Annotated in this window: 19 protein-coding genes; 10 read left to right on the top strand and 9 right to left on the bottom strand. The window is 41.1% G+C overall.

Going from position 1 to position 18446, the window contains the following annotated elements:
• Positions 1 to 67: 67 nt before the first annotated feature.
• The 9 genes from ACTG7X_RS03940 to nhaA all read left to right on the top strand — a co-directional run bounded on the left by ACTG7X_RS03940 (position 68) and on the right by nhaA (position 9015).
• Positions 68 to 1000 carry a DMT family transporter gene (locus tag ACTG7X_RS03940; RefSeq protein ID WP_439257237.1) on the top strand — a complete coding sequence of 311 codons (933 nt, stop codon included), beginning with the start codon at positions 68 to 70 and terminating at the stop codon, positions 998 to 1000.
• A 258-nt stretch (positions 1001 to 1258) separates the two neighbouring features.
• Positions 1259 to 2254 carry a uroporphyrinogen decarboxylase family protein gene (locus tag ACTG7X_RS03945; protein WP_439257238.1) on the top strand — a complete coding sequence of 332 codons (996 nt, stop codon included), beginning with the start codon at positions 1259 to 1261 and terminating at the stop codon, positions 2252 to 2254.
• 20 nt (positions 2255 to 2274) lie between these two features.
• Positions 2275 to 3126 carry a transporter substrate-binding domain-containing protein gene (locus ACTG7X_RS03950; RefSeq protein ID WP_439257239.1) on the top strand — a complete coding sequence of 284 codons (852 nt, stop codon included), beginning with the start codon at positions 2275 to 2277 and terminating at the stop codon, positions 3124 to 3126.
• Positions 3127 to 3187: 61 nt separating this feature from the next.
• Positions 3188 to 4027, top strand: a complete 840-nt coding sequence (locus tag ACTG7X_RS03955) for a transporter substrate-binding domain-containing protein (protein WP_439257240.1) — start codon at positions 3188 to 3190, stop codon at positions 4025 to 4027.
• 25 nt (positions 4028 to 4052) lie between these two features.
• A complete protein-coding gene (locus ACTG7X_RS03960) occupies positions 4053 to 4904 on the top strand; it encodes a transporter substrate-binding domain-containing protein (protein WP_439257241.1) in 852 nt (283 codons plus the stop codon).
• A 19-nt stretch (positions 4905 to 4923) separates the two neighbouring features.
• On the top strand, positions 4924 to 5691 hold the full coding sequence (locus ACTG7X_RS03965; RefSeq protein ID WP_439257242.1) for an amino acid ABC transporter permease: 768 nt from the start codon (positions 4924 to 4926) through the stop codon (positions 5689 to 5691).
• A complete protein-coding gene (locus ACTG7X_RS03970; RefSeq protein ID WP_439257243.1) occupies positions 5692 to 6396 on the top strand; it encodes an amino acid ABC transporter permease in 705 nt (234 codons plus the stop codon).
• A gap of 113 nt (positions 6397 to 6509) precedes the next feature.
• Complete coding sequence (gene cgtA / locus ACTG7X_RS03975) at positions 6510 to 7679, top strand: Obg family GTPase CgtA (RefSeq protein ID WP_439257244.1); 1170 nt, start codon at positions 6510 to 6512, stop codon at positions 7677 to 7679.
• A 169-nt stretch (positions 7680 to 7848) separates the two neighbouring features.
• Positions 7849 to 9015: a Na+/H+ antiporter NhaA gene (nhaA, locus tag ACTG7X_RS03980; protein WP_439257245.1), complete on the top strand. Its 1167-nt coding sequence runs from the start codon at positions 7849 to 7851 to the stop codon at positions 9013 to 9015.
• Positions 9016 to 9088: 73 nt separating this feature from the next.
• Here the strand turns inward: nhaA and manA are convergent, their stop codons facing one another.
• The 9 genes from manA to frdA form a co-directional block, all read right to left on the bottom strand.
• Positions 9089 to 10282, bottom strand: coding sequence for a mannose-6-phosphate isomerase, class I (gene manA / locus ACTG7X_RS03985; RefSeq protein ID WP_439257246.1), 1194 nt, complete (start codon positions 10280 to 10282; stop codon positions 9089 to 9091).
• The gene (locus ACTG7X_RS03990) at positions 10279 to 10776 is read right to left on the bottom strand and encodes a DUF986 family protein (protein ID WP_439257247.1); all 498 of its coding nucleotides are present in this window, start codon (positions 10774 to 10776) and stop codon (positions 10279 to 10281) included. Before ACTG7X_RS03990 ends, manA begins: the two co-directional genes overlap by 4 nt.
• Positions 10777 to 10958: 182 nt before the next feature.
• Positions 10959 to 11795 carry a PTS mannose transporter subunit IID gene (locus tag ACTG7X_RS03995; protein ID WP_132302907.1) on the bottom strand — a complete coding sequence of 279 codons (837 nt, stop codon included), beginning with the start codon at positions 11793 to 11795 and terminating at the stop codon, positions 10959 to 10961.
• Positions 11796 to 11809: 14 nt separating this feature from the next.
• On the bottom strand, positions 11810 to 12610 hold the full coding sequence (locus ACTG7X_RS04000; protein WP_439239773.1) for a PTS mannose/fructose/sorbose transporter subunit IIC: 801 nt from the start codon (positions 12608 to 12610) through the stop codon (positions 11810 to 11812).
• A 10-nt stretch (positions 12611 to 12620) separates the two neighbouring features.
• A complete protein-coding gene (gene manX, locus ACTG7X_RS04005) occupies positions 12621 to 13604 on the bottom strand; it encodes a PTS mannose transporter subunit IIAB (protein WP_439257248.1) in 984 nt (327 codons plus the stop codon).
• Positions 13605 to 13791: 187 nt separating this feature from the next.
• Positions 13792 to 14136, bottom strand: coding sequence for a fumarate reductase subunit FrdD (gene frdD, locus ACTG7X_RS04010; RefSeq protein ID WP_439257249.1), 345 nt, complete (start codon positions 14134 to 14136; stop codon positions 13792 to 13794).
• A gap of 12 nt (positions 14137 to 14148) precedes the next feature.
• The gene (gene frdC, locus ACTG7X_RS04015; protein ID WP_439239770.1) at positions 14149 to 14541 is read right to left on the bottom strand and encodes a fumarate reductase subunit FrdC; all 393 of its coding nucleotides are present in this window, start codon (positions 14539 to 14541) and stop codon (positions 14149 to 14151) included.
• An 8-nt stretch (positions 14542 to 14549) separates the two neighbouring features.
• Positions 14550 to 15320 carry a succinate dehydrogenase/fumarate reductase iron-sulfur subunit gene (locus ACTG7X_RS04020; protein ID WP_439239769.1) on the bottom strand — a complete coding sequence of 257 codons (771 nt, stop codon included), beginning with the start codon at positions 15318 to 15320 and terminating at the stop codon, positions 14550 to 14552.
• Positions 15313 to 17121 (bottom strand): fumarate reductase (quinol) flavoprotein subunit, encoded by a 1809-nt coding sequence (gene frdA, locus ACTG7X_RS04025; RefSeq protein ID WP_439257250.1) that lies wholly within the window; start codon positions 17119 to 17121, stop codon positions 15313 to 15315. Before frdA ends, ACTG7X_RS04020 begins: the two co-directional genes overlap by 8 nt.
• Positions 17122 to 17429: 308 nt before the next feature.
• Here frdA and epmA point away from each other — a divergent pair, with 308 nt between their 5' ends.
• Positions 17430 to 18401: an elongation factor P--(R)-beta-lysine ligase gene (gene epmA, locus ACTG7X_RS04030; RefSeq protein ID WP_439257251.1), complete on the top strand. Its 972-nt coding sequence runs from the start codon at positions 17430 to 17432 to the stop codon at positions 18399 to 18401.
• Positions 18402 to 18446: the final 45 nt, after the last annotated feature.

Here is an 18446-nt window from a genome sequence, read left to right on the forward strand (position 1 = left end):
TAAAAAAGTAAGGCGTTTTTGTTTTTTTAGCGTAAAATAGAAAGCATTGCAACAAACAAGGAATGCTATGCAACAAAATCCGATTTTAGGCTTTTTCTTGGCACTCACGGCAGCGATGGCGTGGGGAGCATCGCCGATAGCGTTAAAACAAGTGCTTGCGATAGTCGATTCTCCTACCACGATTTTCTACCGTTTTGCTACGGCAAGTTTGGTTTTGTTGGTGTTTCTCGCATGGAAAAAGCAGTTGCCAAAATTAAATCAATTTAACCCGAGAGTGTTAGTTTTATTTCTACTTGGCGTGGTTGGCTTGGCTGGTAATTTCTTTTTGTATAATGCCAGTTTGATTTATGTAGAACCTGCGATTACGCAGATTTTTAGCCCCATTACCTCCTTTGGCATGCTTATCGCTGGAGTATGGGTGTTTAAAGAAAAATTAGGCATGCACCAAAAAATTGGATTGATATTGTTAATTATTGGTTTAGGTTTATTTTTTAATGAACGCTTTAGCTTATTTTTCACCCTCAATTTGTATTCTCTTGGGATATTTTTCGGTTTAAGTGCTGCAGTGATTTTTGTGTTATATGGTATTGCACAAAAAATTTTAGTGCGTTTTTTCAGCACGCCACAGATTTTATTGCTATCTTATTTTGCGTGCATGCTAACATTTTTGCCCCAAGCAAGCGTTGGACAAGTGAGGGAGCTAACCCCTTTCGCTTGGGGGTGGTTTATTTATTGTTGTTTAAATACACCGCTTGCTTTTGGTGCTTATGCGGAAGCCTTAAATCGCTGGGAAGTGTCCAAAGTCAGTGTTGTTGCAAGCCTAGGCTCGCTATTTGTGTTACTGTTTAGTCATCTATTGCACTGGCTTGATCCACTGGATTTTGAGCGACCTGAATTTAACGCCTTAAGTTATATTGGGGCTTGTCTTTCCATAGTGGGTGTGATGTCATCTGCCATTGGACATAAGTTTTATCGTACCGAAAATGTGAATAACGCATAAAACTGCGGTGTAAAAAGCAAATATTTTTTCAACCTAAAAATTATAAATTATTCCATTTTGCTATAAAAACACTGATTTCTCATTTTTCACCCATTTTTAGTAATTATTATTTTATTGATTTTGTTCATTTATTTTTATTTATTCTTTTCTTTTTTCATTTCGCTATAAGTAATAACAAAATGTTTGGTTATAAGGGCTTGAACAATGGCATTTCTCCGCATAAGATAAAACCACTTATTTATTTTATGGAGAGTGATAATGTCAAATAAAAAAGCACTGGTGTTAGCCGCATTAGACGGCAAGCCTGTAGAACGGATTCCGTCTAGTTTTTGGTTTCATTTTTTAGATAACGAAGCAGGCGTGGATGCCTTTGAAAATCCTGAATTAATTGAACAGGTGTTAGCAGGCGAGAAGCACTATATTGAAACTTTTAAACCTGATTTTGCCAAAATTATGACCGATGGTTATTTTCATTATAAACACCCACAAGTGGCGAATGCGAAACAAGTATCTGATTTAAAAAATTTACAGCCTTTAGCTGATGATGATCGCTGGTTTACCGATCAAATTGCCTATGCCAAAAAATTGGCAGATGCGTACGGTGATGAAACCGCTCTGTTCTACAATATTTTTGGGGCAAACTCCACATTTCGTTTTATGCAACCTGATCCAACAAAGGGCGAGGCCTTGTTAGTAGAATGGATTAAACAAGATCCTGAAACCGTAAAACAGGCGTTAGATGTGATTTCCAGCGATTTAGCCAAATTGGCAAAACGGGTGATTTTGGAAGCAGGTGTCACAGGCATTTATTTCAGTGTGCAAAATTTGTTGGGCGAGGGTGTAAATGAGCAAACTTACCAAGAAATTTTAGCCCCTGGGGAGAAAGCGATTTTGAAAGCCGCCAAAGAAGCCAGTGAATACAATATTTTGCATATTTGTGGTTACGCAGGACATCGCAACAGCCTTGAATGGTACAAAGATTATGATGTCAAAACCATTAACTGGGCAGCAGTGGTGGAAGGCATTTCCCTTGCGGAAGGGCGTAAAATTTTCCCAAATCATTCCGTGATTGGTGGCTTTGGTAATTTGAAAACCGATCTTTTATATACGGGAACAAAAGAAGAAATTCAAGCAGAAGCTCGCCGTATTGTGGCAGAAGCAGGGAAAACAGGGGTACTTTTAGGGGCAGATTGCACTGTGCCAAAAGATATTGCTTGGGAACGATTAGAATGGGTACGCGAAGCGTTACGTTAATGAATTGAGAGGACAAAAAAATGAATTTTAAAAAACTTTTTACCACCGCTGTATTGGCTTCTTCACTAGCCTTGCTCACAGGCTGTGGTGATAAAACAGAAACCAAAGCTAGCAATGCAGAACCTGCCAAAAAACAAATTGTGGTGGCACACACCAACTATTATGTGCCTTATGATTATGTGAATGAAAAAGGCGAGTCGGACGGTTTTGAAGTGGCAGTGATTCAAGAAATTGCCAAAAAATTACCGCAGTATGAGTTTAAATTTGTGCCAACTTCCGATGATGATTTGTTAATCGGCGTGGAATCTGGCAAATACACCGTGGGAATAAAAGGCATTTGGATCACCGAAGCTCGCAAGAAAAAATATGTTTTCCCGAAAAATAATATTGCTGCCAGCGTAATTGGTTTGACGATTCGCAAGGAAAATGCGGAACAAATTACCGACATTGAATCTTTTGCGAGATTTAGCGGCAAACTTGTGCCAATTGCCCCGCAAAATGCACAGTATTTTGTGATTGAGTCTTATAACAAAGCACACCCAGACAATCAAATCAAGTTGCTCCCATCAGAAGCCTTCCAAATTTCCGATGCTTATAGTTGGTTGCTTGAGGGGCGTTATGATGCCTATCTTGACGTGGAATTAAGTTATAAAAACAACATTCAAAATGAGAATGCCCCTTATCACCAATTTAACGATCGTTTAACTTATATTCGCTATAAAGGCATTCCAACTTATCCAATTTTCAACCGCAATGAACAACAATTTGCTGATGAATATGATAAAGCCATTGAAGAATTGCATGCGGAAGGCAAAATCACCGAATTAGAATTGAAATATTTTGGTGAACGCCTAAGTGATTATTTGAAATAATCTTATCTCACTCTATTAAGGCTGTTTAAAAACAGCCTTTTATTACAGCAGGATATTAGCTATGAGAATAACAAAATTCTTGGGGAGCATTGCCCTTATTACGTCTTTTTTACTCAGTGCTTGCGATCAAAATGTCGCTTCAACGAAGCCTATTGAAAAGAGAAAAGTGACCCTCGCACATACTAGTGTTTATGTCCCTTATGATTATATCAATGAGAAAGGGGAATCCGATGGCTTTGAAGTGGCTGTAATTAAAGAAGTCGCAAAAAAATTGCCACAGTATGAATTTGAGTATGTTGCCACTTCTGATGATGATCTTTTAATTGGCGTTGAGTCAGGTAAATATACCTTAGGCACAAAAGGGATTTGGATTACCGAGGCTCGCAAGAAGAAATATGTTTTCCCGAAAAATAATATTGCCGCCAGTGTGATAGGGATAGCCATTCGCAAAGAAAATGCCGATCAAATTAAAGATATGGAATCTTTTGCTAAATTTAGTGGAAAACTTGTGCCAATCGCACCACAAGATGCCCGTTATATGGTGGTAGATACTTATAATAAAGAGCATCCCGATAATCCAATCAAGTTACTGCCATCAGAAGTATTCCAAGTTTCAGATGCCTATAGTTGGTTGCTGGAGGGACGTTATGATGCTTATCTTTCCATAGAATTGAGTTATAAAAACAATATTCAAAATGAGAATGCCCCTTATCACCAATTTAATGATCGTTTAACTTATATTCGTTATCGTGGTATTCCAACTTATCCAATTTTCAATCGCAATGAACAACAGTTTGCTGATGAGTACGACAAAGCCATTGAAGCACTTCATGCGGAGGGGAAAATTGCGGAACTTGAATTGAAATATTTCGGTGAACGCCTCAGTGATTATTTAAAATAACCTTTTATTACAGCGGAGAGTCGCGATGAAAATAACAACATTAATAAGCAAATTATTGGGGGGGATTGTCCTTATCACCCCTTTTTTGCTGAGTGGTTGCGATCAACATTCAGCTTCAACTAATCAGGTTGAAAAGCGAAAAATTACGGTCGCACACACAAGTTTCTATGTTCCCTATGATTATATTAATGAAAAAGGGGAGTCCGATGGCTTTGAAGTGGCAGTGATTAAGGAAGTTGCCAAAAAATTGCCACAATATGACTTTGAATTTGTGCCTGTTTCTGATGATGATTTATTAATTGGCGTGGAAGCAGGGAAATATACCTTGGGAACGAAAGGCATTTGGTTGACGGAATCGCGTAAGAAAAAATACGTTTTTCCGAAGCACAATATTGCCGCCAGTGTGATTGGTTTAACCATTCGCCAAGAAAATGCCAATGCGATTAAAAATATCGATGAATTTGCTAAATTTAGTGGCAAATTGGTGCCAATTGCCCCACAATCCGCACAGTTTATGGTGATTACTGAATACAACAACGCCCACCCAGAACAGCCGATTAAACTCGTCCCGTCAGACACCTTTCAAATTACCGATGCCTACAGCTGGGTATTAGAAGGGCGTTACGATGGCTTTTTGGAAATCGAATTGAGTTATAAAAATAATATTCAAAAAGCCGATGCCCCTTATCACCAATTCAGCGATCGCTTGGCGTATGTGCGTTATAAAGGCATTCCCACTTACCCAATTTTCAATCGTCATGAACAGCAATTGGCAGATGAGTACGACAAAGCCATTGAGCAACTCCATGCGGAAGGCAAAATTGCCGAGCTAGAATTACAATATTTTGGTGAAAGTTTAAATAGTTACATTCAATGATGTGGCAAATGGAGTGTTTATGGAAAATAGAATTTTTGATTTTTCAGTCATCTGGGACGTATTGCCCCGTTTATTAGCCTATCTTGATGTGACCTTGGCAGTCTGCTTTTTTAGCATCTTGTTTGGTTCATTGTGGGGGATTTTGCTGGCTTGGGCAAAATTAAGCAAAAATCCGATCCTTTCCGCATTAGCAACAGGCTATATTTACATTATGCGTTGCACACCTGCTATCGTGTTGTTATTTCTGGTATTTTATGGCTTGCCACAGCTGATTTCGGTGATATTTCATTACGATATAAACGGCTTTCATCGTGCCATTTTCGCCATTATTACCTTTGTTTTATTGTTTGGGGCATACATGGCAGAAGTGTTTCGGGCGGCTTATAGTGCGGTTTCCCATGGGCAATATGAAGCGGCGATTACCGTGGGTTTATCGCCTTTTAAAGCAGTGTTATTAATTATGTTGCCACAAGCCGTAGTCATCGCACTGCCGAATTTTGCTAACTCCACCACCAATTTGTTAAAAGACAGTGCCTTAGCCTATACCATTGGTTTAATTGACTTAATTGGAGCAGGCAATTTGATTATTGCCCAAAATTACGGGGCGTATGGGGTGGAAATTTACACCGCTTGTATTTTGATTTATTGGGTGATTGTGTTTTTATTGGAGCGTTTATTTATGTATGTTGAAAATAAACTCAATAAAGACAGATCCTTGGCGGAAACGCCAAATTCACAAAAATCCCCTTGGCTCACCCGCTTTTGGATTCGTAAAAGGGAGGCATAAATGGAACTGGATTATGAATTTATGTATCGCACCTTTTTCACCATTTGGCAAGGTGCAGGCGTGACCTTATCGCTCACGGCGTTATCGCTTTTGATTGCCTTTGTGCCGGCCCTTTATATGGCAGTGGTTCGGCTTGGGGGCGGAAAAATTGGGGCAAAACTCGTGTCGGTTTATGTGTCTTTTATCCGTGGTACGCCGATTATTCTGCAAATTTTATTAATTTATAGCTTATTGCCGAGTTTTTTACATACATTGCTGAAACAAATGGGCAGTAATTTTAATATTTTTGATGCCATTGATCCGTTCTGGTACGCCGTTGTGGTGTTCTCGCTGAATACCACGGCATTATTATCAGAAATTTTTCGAGCCGCCTTTTTTGCCATTTCTAAAGATCAACTGGAAGCAGGTATTGCCGTAGGATTATCCCGTTTTCAAACCTATACTCGTGTGATTATCCCGCAAGCCTTGGTGATCGCTATGCCAGCCTTGGCGAATTTAACCTTAAATTTGATTAAAGGCACAAGTTTGGCATTTTTGATGACGGTTAAAGACATTACGGCGATCGGCAGAATCGAAGCCTCTTATGGTTATAACTATGTAGAAGCCTATTTTGATGTGTTTTTGGTGTACATTATTATCTGCTCCATTGTGCAGTTTTTGTTCAATTCAGCGGAGAAGCGGTTGGGTAGATATCGCAATATTTAGGTTGTAAATCAATAGCCCTTATTTAGGGCTATTTTTTATTTGAAATAAAAAATTCTGTTAGGGGGATGGCTATTTTTGTTATAGTATTAGGGCATTATTTGGAGAATAAGAATATGAAATTTATAGATGAAGCCTTAATTCGAGTCGAGGCCGGTGATGGCGGGAGTGGTTGCGTCAGTTTCCGCCGTGAGAAGTTTATCCCGAAAGGGGGGCCAGACGGTGGTGACGGCGGTGACGGCGGGGATGTGTATTTAATTGCCGACGAAAACCTCAACACCTTGATTGATTACCGCTTTGAAAAACGTTTCGCCGCTGAACGGGGCGAAAATGGACGTAGTTCAGATTGTACGGGGAAACGGGGCAAAGACATTACGTTGCGTGTGCCAGTCGGCACTCGAGCGATTGATAATGATACGAAAGAAGTCTTGGGTGACTTAACCAAAAATGGCGCTAAAATGCTGGTGGCAAAAGGCGGTTATCATGGTTTGGGCAATACCCGTTTTAAATCCTCGGTCAACCGTGCGCCTCGCCAAAAAACCTTAGGTACACCAGGGGAAAAAAGGGATTTGCAACTGGAATTAATGTTATTGGCGGATGTGGGTATGCTCGGTTTACCCAATGCGGGAAAATCTACCTTTATCCGTGCGATTTCGGCAGCAAAACCGAAAGTGGCCGACTATCCTTTTACAACGTTAGTGCCCAGTCTAGGGGTGGCTCGTATCGGTTCTGATCGTAGCTTTGTAGTGGCGGATATTCCGGGTTTAATTGAAAATGCCTCAGAGGGGGCGGGTTTAGGTATTCGTTTCTTAAAGCATTTAGAACGTTGCCGAGTGTTGGTGCATTTAGTGGATATTGCCCCGATTGATGAATCGGATCCGGCAGATAATATTGCGATTATTGAAAATGAATTATTTCAATACAGCGAAAAATTAGTCGAAAAACCTCGTTGGTTGGTGTTTAATAAAATTGATACCATGTCGGCAGAGGACGCTCAACAATTAGCCAAGGATATTGTCGAACGTCTCGGGTATGAGGAAGAATATTTCTTGATTTCTGCTGCAACCGGTAAAAATGTGTCCGATCTCACCCGTGAAATCATGGATTTTATTGAGGCGAACCCAAGAGAAGTTGAAGATGAAAATCCACAAGCTGAGGAAGTGAAATTCAAATGGGATGATTATCATCAACAAGCCTTAGAGACTGCAGAAGAGAGTGATGATGACTTCTGGGACGATTGGTCAGAAGAAGATGATGAGGGCGTCGAAATTATTTACGAACGTTAATCTCTCACAAAAGACAGGCACCGCACTTCATCATAAAAAAGTGCGGTGTTTTTTTGGCTAATTTTGACGGAATTTGCTAGACGAGAGGAATTTTCCCTCAGTTTGGGCTGACATAGCCCGAATAATTATGTTAGTATTTTCCCTTTATACTTTTTTGGAAACTTATTTTATGTTAAATCTATTACAACGTTTTTTCAAAATGGAATCCGCCAGTGGCATATTGCTATTAGTGTTTGCCGTGCTTGCCATGGTGTTGGCCAATAGCCCTTGGCAAGCGGATTACTTTGATTTTTTAGATATTCCCGTTAGCGTACAATTTGGTTCTTTTGCCATTAATAAAACCTTTATCCATTGGATTAATGATGGCTTTATGGCGGTGTTTTTTGTACTCGTTGGGTTGGAAGTCAAACGTGAGATCTTAGAGGGATCCTTATCCAGTTATCAGCAAGCGATTTTCCCTGCTTTTGCGGCAATTGGGGGAATGGTGATTCCCGCTGTGATTTATTGGTTACTCACCCAACACCAACCAGAATTGGGTAATGGTTGGGCGATTCCGATGGCGACGGATATTGCCTTTGCCTTGGGGATTGTGGCGTTATTGGGCAAGCGTGTGCCGTTGCCGTTAAAAGTATTTTTATTAGCTCTGGCGATTATTGACGATCTGGGCGCTATTGTGGTGATTGCGCTGTTCTTTTCCTCTGATTTAAGCGTCCTTGCCTTAACGATTTCGGCCGTGGCAATTCTGTCGTTGGTGGTGTTAAATCGCCTTAAAGTCGGTCATCTCTGTGCCTATATTATGGTGGGTTTAGTCTTGTGGGCAGCCGTGTTAAAGTCGGGTGTTCATGCGACATTGGCAGGGGTGATTATTGGTTTTTGTATTCCTTTAAAAGATAAAAACGGCCACAGTCCGTTGCATACATTGGAGCATATTTTAGCGCCTTGGTGTTCTTTCTTTGTGTTGCCATTGTTTGCTTTTGCCAATGCGGGCGTATTTTTAGGTGGCATTAGTCGTGACATGCTGCTTTCCGCTTTACCGCTCGGCATTACCTTAGGCTTGTTAATAGGCAAACCACTCGGGGTGTTTGGATTTAGCTATTTCTCCATTAAATTGGGTGTCGCCAAATTGCCAGAGGGCGTTCAACTCAAACATATTTTTGCCATTGCCGTGTTATGTGGTATCGGGTTTACGATGTCAATGTTCTTAGCCAGTCTGGCCTTTGAGGGGGAAGTGGATAATGCAATTAACACTCTATCTCGATTGGGCGTGTTATTGGGATCTTGCTTATCGGCTATTTTAGGTTATGCGTTGTTAAGATTAAGTACCAAAAACACTTAAAAAATGCACCGCACTTTCAAGCTAATTAGGTAGAAAGTGCGGTGATTTCATTTCATACATGTTATAAACGTGGTTACGGCAATTTGGCCAATACACAATATCCTATTTCTAGTCCAACAATTTGGTATTCCGTATCAGCACAAATAAAGGCAGATTCCCCTTGTTTGAGTTCAAGTGCGGTATTTTTATCGCTGATTTTTAGACTGCCTTGCATGACCAATAAAATGGTCGCACTTTCTGCCTTCTCATTGATTTGGACTGCATTATCATAACGTACATTTGCCAAGGCAAAGTCTTTAGCAGGTGTGGTATAGGTAAATGATCCATGATGTTGTGGGGCAGTTGGAATTAATTCAGGGATCACTTCACGGCAATCAATCACTTTGAGTAATTCATCAATATCCACATGTTTAGGCGTTAAACCGCCACGGATTACGTTATCAGAACAGGCCATTAATTCAATATTTTGTCCACGTAAATAAGCGTGCGGAATGCCGGCATCTTGGAAAATCCCTTCGCCTTGTTTTACTTCAACGATATTAAACAAATAGAAACACATTAAGCCAGCATCTAATTTTTCTAATGAAATGTTCATTTCTTTTTGGCTATATAATACCCAGTAATCAGGATTTTCTGGACGTAAATTTTCAAGCTGATTCAGTTCAAAAATTGGCAATAACCAGTTGGCTAATTGTGTTTGGTTTGCTTGCATAATATCTGAATAGAAATGGTGTAAATCCTGAGTTTCTAACTGATCTGCTAGGGCTTTCAATGATGAACGTTCACGCAATGTTTGCAAAATTTCTGTTTTTGGTTTGAAACCGTGTAACAGCCAAAAATCGGATAGGGCAATCATCATTTCGGGTTTATGGTTATTATCTTTGTAAGTACGTTTCGGATCTTTTAAATCAATACCACGTTCATTTTCCGTGGCAAAGCCAATTTGGGCTTGCTGTTTGGTTGGGTGTAGTTGAATAGAAAGCGGTTGTTTCACATCCAAAATTTTGAGTAAATAGGGCAGTTCATCACCGAAAACAGTACGGCTTTGTTTACCAAGAACCGTTGGATTTTCATGGATAAATTGATCTAAAGGTATTTTTTGATCCGCTACTTCAAGCATAGCTGGCGAAGAAGTATGTGCACCAAGCCACCATTCGGCATAAGGTTGATTTTTTTGAGCGGTAAAGCCGATTAAATGGGGAATATAGTTTTCGCCACCCCATGCGTATTGTTGGATGGTGCCAGTGAGTTTGTAAAGTGCGGTCATTTTTGTTCCTGTTTTTTATTGTTTTCAGTTTGTTGGTTATGAGATTTGTAGCCACCGAAAAATTGTACCACTTGATCCACATCGGTTTGTTCGGTGAGTTGTGCCACAAGGCGTTTGCCGTTGGTGAGATCAAACACCAGTTTGAACTCATCGGCTAAATTAATTTGGTTTATTTTAGCAAATTCAATGAAAAAGTTCTCAAAGAAAAAGCCGTCTTTTTTTAAGATCAACATGGGGGAGCGGAAAAATGCCATATAAAGACTGAGTAAAATTAAAAAAGCCAGTAAATACAAGGTATCAGGAGCAATATTTCCCTCAGTTTGCCAAATAATAATGCCAATTAAGGCGACAAAGATTAAGCTGTCTAATTTCGTGCGTTTTTTTAACCGCACTTTGAGTTGGGTCGTGCCTTTTCTTTTGTCTAAGCCGAATTGTTCGTAGAATGCGTAGGCAAAAAAGGCCAGAATGCAGAGAATGAGAATGGTGTTGGTCATAGCGGTGAATGATAAATTAGATTGGAACGATAACAGCCTCTCCCTTTGGGAGAGGATGGAGAAAATCCGTCAGGATTTTCGGGAGGTGAGGGTTGATCGTTTATCCTCAGCCTCTTTTTACCCCTCACCCTAGCCCTCTCCCAGAGGGAGAGGGGATTTTATGGGGTGAGGATTTTTGGGGATTACGCTAAAATCCCTGTTGCTGCACCAAGGATACCGATAACGAAAATACCGATAATAATCCAAAGGGCATTCACACGGTTACGTAGTAACCACATACAAGCAAAGGTAAACAGCAATGGTAATAACCCCGGCATTAAGCTGTCTAAAATGCTTTGTACGGTGGTGATTTCGGTAGTGCCGTCTTGTTTTTGAATGGTGGAAACCACAAGTGGGACGTTAATGCTAGTCCATTTTTGGACTAATGCCCCCATAATAAACAAGCCGAGAATAGAAGCCCCCTCTGTGAGTTTTTGCAATAAGCCACCACTCATATCTTGTACCACGTCCAAGCCTTTTTTGTAGCCGTAAGTTACACCATAATAACGTGTACCTAAACGTACAAGGTTGAACAAAATAAAGAATAATAAAGGCCCTAAGATACTGCCGGTTAAGGCCACACCTGCACCTAATGCAGCGAATACTGGACGAGCTGTCCCCCAATAAATTGGGTCACCCACACCGGCTAATGGTCCCATCAGACCCACTTTGATACCGTTGATGGCAGCATCATCAATTTCTTTACCGTTCGCACGTTGTTCTTCCATCGCAATGGTCACACCTAAAACAGGGGCTGCCACGAAAGGTTGGGTGTTGAAAAATTCAAGGTGACGTTTAATCGCATCTTTGCGTTCTTGCGAGTTTGGATCGGGGTATAAACGTTTGATTACAGGCACCATTGAATAGGCGAAACCTAAGGCTTGCATACGTTCAAAGTTCCAAGAACCTTGGAATAGGTTTGAACGTAATACCACGGAATTTAAATCACTTTGGGTGACTTTTTTGATTTCAGTTGTCATTTTCTCTTACCCCATTAATCTAATCTGTTGTCCAGATCGTTGTTGTTTGCGACCACTTGCACCACTTGTTGCGATTTGTTGTATTTCGGGTGAAGTTGAATGTAAAGTGCGGCCATAATGGCACCAAGAATACCTAAGGCAACAAGGTTGAAGTCAGTAAAGGCGGCAACCACGAAACCTGCGTAGAAGAATGGCATTAAGTGACCTGCACGCATCATATTAATCACCATCGCATAACCGACCACGGCAATGATACCACCGGCAATTTTTAAGCCCATGGTGACCACTTCAGGAATCGCCCCTAACATGGCTTGAACGGTATCTGTTCCTGCGGTTAAAGCAACGATTAAGGCTGGGATTGCAATACGCATGGCTTGTAATAACAAGGCAGAACAGTGGATCCAGTCTAAACGGTTAAGATTACCGTCTTCAATGGATTTATCTGCGGCATGTTGGAATGCCACGGTAATCGCACGTACCACATAGGTTAATACTTGACCGGCTGCCGCTAATGGAATAGCTAAAGCGATAGCGGTTGGGATTTCTTGTCCACCTACGATAACCAAAATGGTTGACACCACAGAGGCAAGGGCCGCATCTGGTGCGAGAGCAGCACCAATGTTCATCCAGCCTAAGGCTAATAATTCTAATGAACCACCAATGATGATCCCCGTTTTCATATCACCTAGCACTAAACCAATAAGTGTACAGGCAATTAACGGACGGTGAGTTTGGAATTCATCCAAAATCGATCCCATACCAGAGATACAGGAGACTAAAAATACAAGTACGATTTGTAACGTTGTAATTTCCATAATAATTTCCTTAGATTAAGTTATTTTTCTTTAAAAGATCCATCATATATTGACGGCTATCGTTAGAGACTTTACGTACATCCAACTCAATGCCTTTAGCATCAAGGGCTTTGAATGCCGCAATATCTTCGTCGTTCACCGCTACCGCACTGGTCACCATTTTTTTCCCTTCTTTGTAAGAGATACCGCCGATATTGATGGACTTAAATTCTACGCCAGCGTCAGATAAACGTTGTACATCCGTTGGGTTAGTGAATAACAACATCATACGCTCACCGGCATATTCAGGGTTGTTATAGACACGGATCATTTTGTCCACCGGCACCACGTGAGCAGTGACACCTGGAGGGGCAACGCTTTTTAACATGGTGGAACGTACGCTGTCTTTGGCAACATCATCATTCACCACCACAATGCGAGTGACTTTGCTTTCTTTGGTCCAACGCGTGGCTACTTGACCGTGAATTAAACGGTCATCAATACGAGCTAAACCGATAACTAAATGTCCTTCCGCATTCGGAGTCACTACTGCCGGTTCAGCTGGTTTTGCTGGTGCAACAGGAGCGGCTACTTGAACCGGTTTTTCTTCTGGTTCATCAAAACGCAATGCACGCACGCCAGTACGACCTGTTTCAAGGGCAATGGCAGTGAGTTCTTCAAGGCTTGGATTATCATCACGAGCCATAAATGTTTCTACGAGCATAGGAACATTGACGCCAGTGACCACATTCATATTGTCCTGATCGTTAGCTACACGGTTGGCCGCATTAAACGGACTACCGCCCCAAGTATCTACCAAGAATAACACTTGATCACAATGAGCAAGCTCATTGGTCAGTTTTTCTTGGTATTTGCCCATAATGGTTTCTGCATTTTCACCCGGCACAAAATCAATTGTAGCCACGTTTTCTTGCTCACCAATCAGCATTTCGGTGGTTTTTAGCAACTGATTCGCTGCCACACCGTGGGTTGCAATAATAATTGCAATAGTCATGGTTGACTCCTTTGGTCTGAAATTAAGGTGAGCTATTTTAATATGAATTAGATTGCTTTGCACGTTTCAGCACCATATTTTCATTAATATGTGATCAAGATCAGTTTTTTTAAACAAAGTGCGGTAAAAATAAACAAAAAAATAGGTATCACAAGGATACCTATTATGTATTTGAGAGAGTTTAGCGTTAGATAGCAATCACTAAAGCAATCACAGCAATAGAATAAATTGCAGCTAAACCATAGAAAATTAATCCACCGTTTGGTACGTGTAATTTCACGTCGTGCATACCATGATGTACACGGTGTAAGCCCATCCACATTGGGAAAATAGCTAACGCTAAGATGACTAATTTTCCTAACCAATGATGGCTAAAGGCAATAATGCCATTCGCTGAAATAATATCAAAAGGTAATAAAATACCTAAAATTAAGATTAATGCTGGGAAAGCTAATGCACTAATGGCACTGCCTGCACTAAACAATAACCAGACAGGTGGCTCTTGCGAACGTTTTGGATTTTGATCTACCATCGTTATTTCTCCTTACATGAACGCTAAAATCAACAGCACAACACTGACCACAGCGAAAACCACATAGAATCCTTTGCGGATTAATTCTGATTTTACGCCTAAGGTACCAGACATCACTTCACCCGACATATGGAAAAATGTCACCGAGTGTAGAATGGAGGCAGCGATTGACACGAGATTTAAAATAACCACGATAGGGTTTTGTAAAAATGGCACAAAGTTTGTGGTAAATCCATTTTCACTGCCTAAGGTGATGATACCGTAAAGCAATACTAAGCAGAACCACACGGCAGCGAAAGCCGTGGCTTCACGCAACATATAGAATTTGTAAAAATCCCATTTTTTCCACCAAGTTGCGGTCATTTCACGGCGGTATTTATTACGTTTACTTACTAATTCAGTCATAATTCCCCCTACGCTTTTGGTTTAAGCATGGAAATTAGATAGTCTTTGGCACTTTCTAATTTGCTTTGGTTAATGGCGGCGGCTGGGTTGACGTGTTTCGGACACACTTCAGAACATGCCCCTACGAACGTACAAGACCAAACACCGTTGTCACCGTTGATAATTGGCATACGTTGTGCTTTGGCGTGATCACGGTTATCTAAATTATAACGGTGAGCCAAGGTTAACGCTGCTGGACCGACAAACTCAGGGTTTAAACCAAATTGTGGACAAGCCGCATAGCAAAGACCGCAGTTGATACACATGGAGAATTGACGGTATTTTTCCAATTGTTTTGGTGTTTGTTTGGTACGACTTTTTGCCAATTCTGCTGACGGATGTGGTTGACCATCTAACTCTGGCATTTTGTTGCCAATAATGTAAGGTTTGATGGCTTCTAGGCTTTCAATAAAGTGGCTTAAATCTACCACTAAATCACGCTCAATCGGGAAATTCGCTAATGGTTCAATTCGCATGTGACCACTGTAATCACGTAAGAACGTTTTACAAGCGAGTTTAGGTTTATTATTCACCATCATACCGCAAGAACCACAGATCGCCATACGACAAGACCAACGGTAAGAAAGCTCAGGTTCAAGTTTATCTTTAATATAACCTAACGCATCTAATAAAGATGTTTGGTTATCGTAAGGCACTTGGTAAGTACATAAGTGCGGTGCTTTATCCACTTCAGGATTGTAGCGTAGCACTTCTACGGTCATCATAGATTCATTAGCCATTTGCATTCTCCCCTTTGTTAGCGGCAGCTTTGGCTGCTTCGGCGGCATCCGCTTCCGCACCGTAAACACGTTTCGCCGGTTGTGATTTCGTAATCTTCACTGGGCTGTATTCAATGCGAGGTGCATTGTCGCCATTGTAATAGGCTAACGTATGTTGCAAGTAATTCACATCATCACGTTCTACAAAGTCTAAACGTTGGTGAGCACCACGTGATTCTTTACGTTCAATCGCTGAGTTGGCAATAGATTGTGCCACGTCTAAAATGTAACCTAATTCAACGGTATAAAGCACGTTGGTATTGAACACGCTTGAACGGTCTTGAATACGAATACGTTTATAACGTTCTTTCAATTCGGCAATTTTATCCACGGTGGCTTGCATGCTTTGTTGGTCACGATAAATACCACAACCTTCTTCCATGGACATGCCCATTTCTTCACGAATTTCTGCCCAGCTTTCGTTACCTTCTTGGTTGTATAAATCTTCCAAGCGTTTAACAATATCACGAGCTTGGGCATCCACTGCAGCTTGATTGATTTGGACATTTTCAGTGGCACGTTCAGCGGCATATTCACCCGCCACACGACCTAATACCACTAATTCTGCTAAGGAGTTAGAGCCTAAACGGTTGGCACCATGTAAACCAGAAGAGGCACATTCACCGACAGCGAATAAACCACGAATTCGAGTTTCACTGTTGAAATCTACTTCAATCCCCCCCATGGTGTAATGCACCACTGGACGCACTGGAATTGGTTGCTCAACAGGATTAACCCCCTCATAGGCTTGAGCTAATTCACAAATAAACGGTAAACGTTCGTGTAAATATTTTTCACCCAAATGACGCAAGTCCAAACTCACCACATCTACGCCTTTAGCGGTTTTGAGTGTGTTGCCTTTACGCCATTCTTGCCAGAATGCTTGGGATACTTTATCACGTGGGCCTAATTCCATATATTTGTTTTCAGGTTTACCCACTGGCGTTTCAGGGCCTAGACCATAATCTTGTAAGTAACGGTAGCCATTTTTATTTAATAAAATGCCGCCCTCACCACGACAACCCTCGGTCATCAAGATACCCGTATTTGGTAAGCCAGTTGGGTGATATTGCACAAATTCCATATCACGTAATGGCACACCATGACGATAGGCCATAGAAAGACCATCACCGGTCACGATACCGCCGTTAGTATTAAATTTGAATGCACGGCAACCACCACCAGTGGCAATTACTACGGCTTTGGCGTTAATTTGGATGAGTTTTCCTTCCATCATGTTCATTGCCACTAAACCACAAGCATGACCATTATCGGTTAAAATATCTAACACGAAATGTTCATCAAAGCGTTGGATTTGTGGATATTGAATAGAGGTTTGGAAAAGCGTATGTAACAAGTGGAAACCGGTTTTGTCGGCCGCAAACCACGTCCGTTCGATTTTCATCCCACCGAAACGACGTACGTTTACATCACCATCTTGTTTACGAGACCAAGGACAGCCCCAACGTTCAAGTTGTGTCATTTCTACGGGTGAATGTTGAACAAAATATTCTACCACATCTTGTTCACATAACCAGTCACCACCCGACACGGTATCGTTAAAGTGTTTATCGTAGCTATCTTCTTCTTTGATAACCGCCGCTGCACCACCTTCGGCGGCCACAGTATGGCTACGCATTGGATAAACTTTTGAAACTAAAGCGATTTTAAGATTCGGATTTTCTTCTGCCGCAGCGATTGCAGAACGCAAACCACCACCACCAGCACCGACTATCGCAATATCTACATTGACTATTTGCACGATAATGTTCCCCCACAGTTGGAATAAAATGATTAAGGATAATGTTACTTAAATTTTAATAAATTACTATCTCTTTTTTCATCTAATGATTAGAAATGTGATCTAGCTCAAATTTCTCATAAAAAACACCGCACTTTAATAAAAATGAGAATTATTATAGGGTTAGATTCAGGGCTTTTATGTTGATTATTTATGGCTAACTGGGCGGAAGTGATCTTTTTATGGCAGGATTATTGTATTTCTGGGTTTGGTATTTTAGGTAATTCACGTTAAAATAGCGACACTTTTTATTTATTGATTATCTATTTATGTCAACAGAAACTCAATGGCAGCCCACTGCCCCGATTAAAAACCTCTTGGCGCGCGCCAAAATTATGGCGGAGATCCGCCGCTTTTTTTCTGAACGTGGCGTGTTAGAAGTGGAAACCCCGATTCTAAGCGAATTTGGCGTGACGGATGTGCATTTGTCTACCTTTAGCACAGAATTTACTGCGCCTTTTAATGCACAATCTAAGACCCTCTGGCTCAATACTAGCCCAGAATATCATATGAAACGCTTATTAGCGGCGGGTTCAGGCGCCATTTTTCAGCTTTGCCATGTTTTTCGTAATGAAGAGGCGGGGCAACGGCATAATCCAGAATTTACCATGTTAGAGTGGTATCGTCCGTTCTTCGATATGTATCGTTTAATTAATGAAGTGGATGATTTATTACAGAATATTTTAGATTGCGAACCTGCTGAAAGTTTAAGCTATCAATTTGTTTTTCAAGAATATGTGGGTTTAGATCCGTTGTCTGCCTCCAAAGCGGAATTGGTTAATAAGGCGAAACAACATCATTTTATCTGTGATGAAACGGAAGAACGAGATACATTATTACAATTTCTGTTTAGTGAAGTAGTGGAACCCAAAATTGGCCAAGATCGTCCTGTGGCGATTTACCATTTCCCCGCCAGTCAAGCCGCATTAGCTCAAATTAGCTCAGAAGATCACCGAGTAGCGGAACGTTTTGAGTTCTATTACAAAGGGTTAGAGTTAGCCAATGGTTTCCATGAATTGACGGATGCCCATGAGCAAGCTAATCGCTTTGAGCAAGATAATCAATTACGCCAAAAATTAGGCTTACCGACTCGAGCGATTGATACACGTTTGTTGGCCGCCCTACAAGCTGGCATGCCGAATACATCAGGGGTTGCATTAGGTGTGGATCGTTTGATCATGATTGCATTGGGGGCAGAACGCATTGAACATGTGATGTCCTTTGGGATCACAAACGCCTAGCGCTAAATAACAGTTGCAAAAGCAAGGCGACAACTTTAAACTTAA

The sequence above is a fragment of the Lonepinella sp. BR2271 genome, assembly GCF_051851515.1.
In the GTDB taxonomy this organism is placed as follows: Bacteria; Pseudomonadota; Gammaproteobacteria; order Enterobacterales; family Pasteurellaceae; genus Lonepinella.

What these genes read in the sequence shown, in the direction of transcription:
- ACTG7X_RS03940 (WP_439257237.1), top strand. Translation starts at nt 68, where the DNA reads ATGCAACAAAATCCGATTTTAGGCTTTTTCTTGGCACTCACGGCAGCG.
- ACTG7X_RS03945 (WP_439257238.1), top strand. Translation starts at nt 1,259, where the DNA reads ATGTCAAATAAAAAAGCACTGGTGTTAGCCGCATTAGACGGCAAGCCT.
- ACTG7X_RS03950 (WP_439257239.1), top strand. Translation starts at nt 2,275, where the DNA reads ATGAATTTTAAAAAACTTTTTACCACCGCTGTATTGGCTTCTTCACTA.
- ACTG7X_RS03955 (WP_439257240.1), top strand. Translation starts at nt 3,188, where the DNA reads ATGAGAATAACAAAATTCTTGGGGAGCATTGCCCTTATTACGTCTTTT.
- ACTG7X_RS03960 (WP_439257241.1), top strand. Translation starts at nt 4,053, where the DNA reads ATGAAAATAACAACATTAATAAGCAAATTATTGGGGGGGATTGTCCTT.
- ACTG7X_RS03965 (WP_439257242.1), top strand. Translation starts at nt 4,924, where the DNA reads ATGGAAAATAGAATTTTTGATTTTTCAGTCATCTGGGACGTATTGCCC.
- ACTG7X_RS03970 (WP_439257243.1), top strand. Translation starts at nt 5,692, where the DNA reads ATGGAACTGGATTATGAATTTATGTATCGCACCTTTTTCACCATTTGG.
- cgtA (WP_439257244.1), top strand. Translation starts at nt 6,510, where the DNA reads ATGAAATTTATAGATGAAGCCTTAATTCGAGTCGAGGCCGGTGATGGC.
- nhaA (WP_439257245.1), top strand. Translation starts at nt 7,849, where the DNA reads ATGTTAAATCTATTACAACGTTTTTTCAAAATGGAATCCGCCAGTGGC.
- manA (WP_439257246.1), bottom strand. Translation starts at nt 10,282, where the DNA reads ATGACCGCACTTTACAAACTCACTGGCACCATCCAACAATACGCATGG.
- ACTG7X_RS03990 (WP_439257247.1), bottom strand. Translation starts at nt 10,776, where the DNA reads ATGACCAACACCATTCTCATTCTCTGCATTCTGGCCTTTTTTGCCTAC.
- ACTG7X_RS03995 (WP_132302907.1), bottom strand. Translation starts at nt 11,795, where the DNA reads ATGACAACTGAAATCAAAAAAGTCACCCAAAGTGATTTAAATTCCGTG.
- ACTG7X_RS04000 (WP_439239773.1), bottom strand. Translation starts at nt 12,610, where the DNA reads ATGGAAATTACAACGTTACAAATCGTACTTGTATTTTTAGTCTCCTGT.
- manX (WP_439257248.1), bottom strand. Translation starts at nt 13,604, where the DNA reads ATGACTATTGCAATTATTATTGCAACCCACGGTGTGGCAGCGAATCAG.
- frdD (WP_439257249.1), bottom strand. Translation starts at nt 14,136, where the DNA reads ATGGTAGATCAAAATCCAAAACGTTCGCAAGAGCCACCTGTCTGGTTA.
- frdC (WP_439239770.1), bottom strand. Translation starts at nt 14,541, where the DNA reads ATGACTGAATTAGTAAGTAAACGTAATAAATACCGCCGTGAAATGACC.
- ACTG7X_RS04020 (WP_439239769.1), bottom strand. Translation starts at nt 15,320, where the DNA reads ATGGCTAATGAATCTATGATGACCGTAGAAGTGCTACGCTACAATCCT.
- epmA (WP_439257251.1), top strand. Translation starts at nt 17,430, where the DNA reads ATGTCAACAGAAACTCAATGGCAGCCCACTGCCCCGATTAAAAACCTC.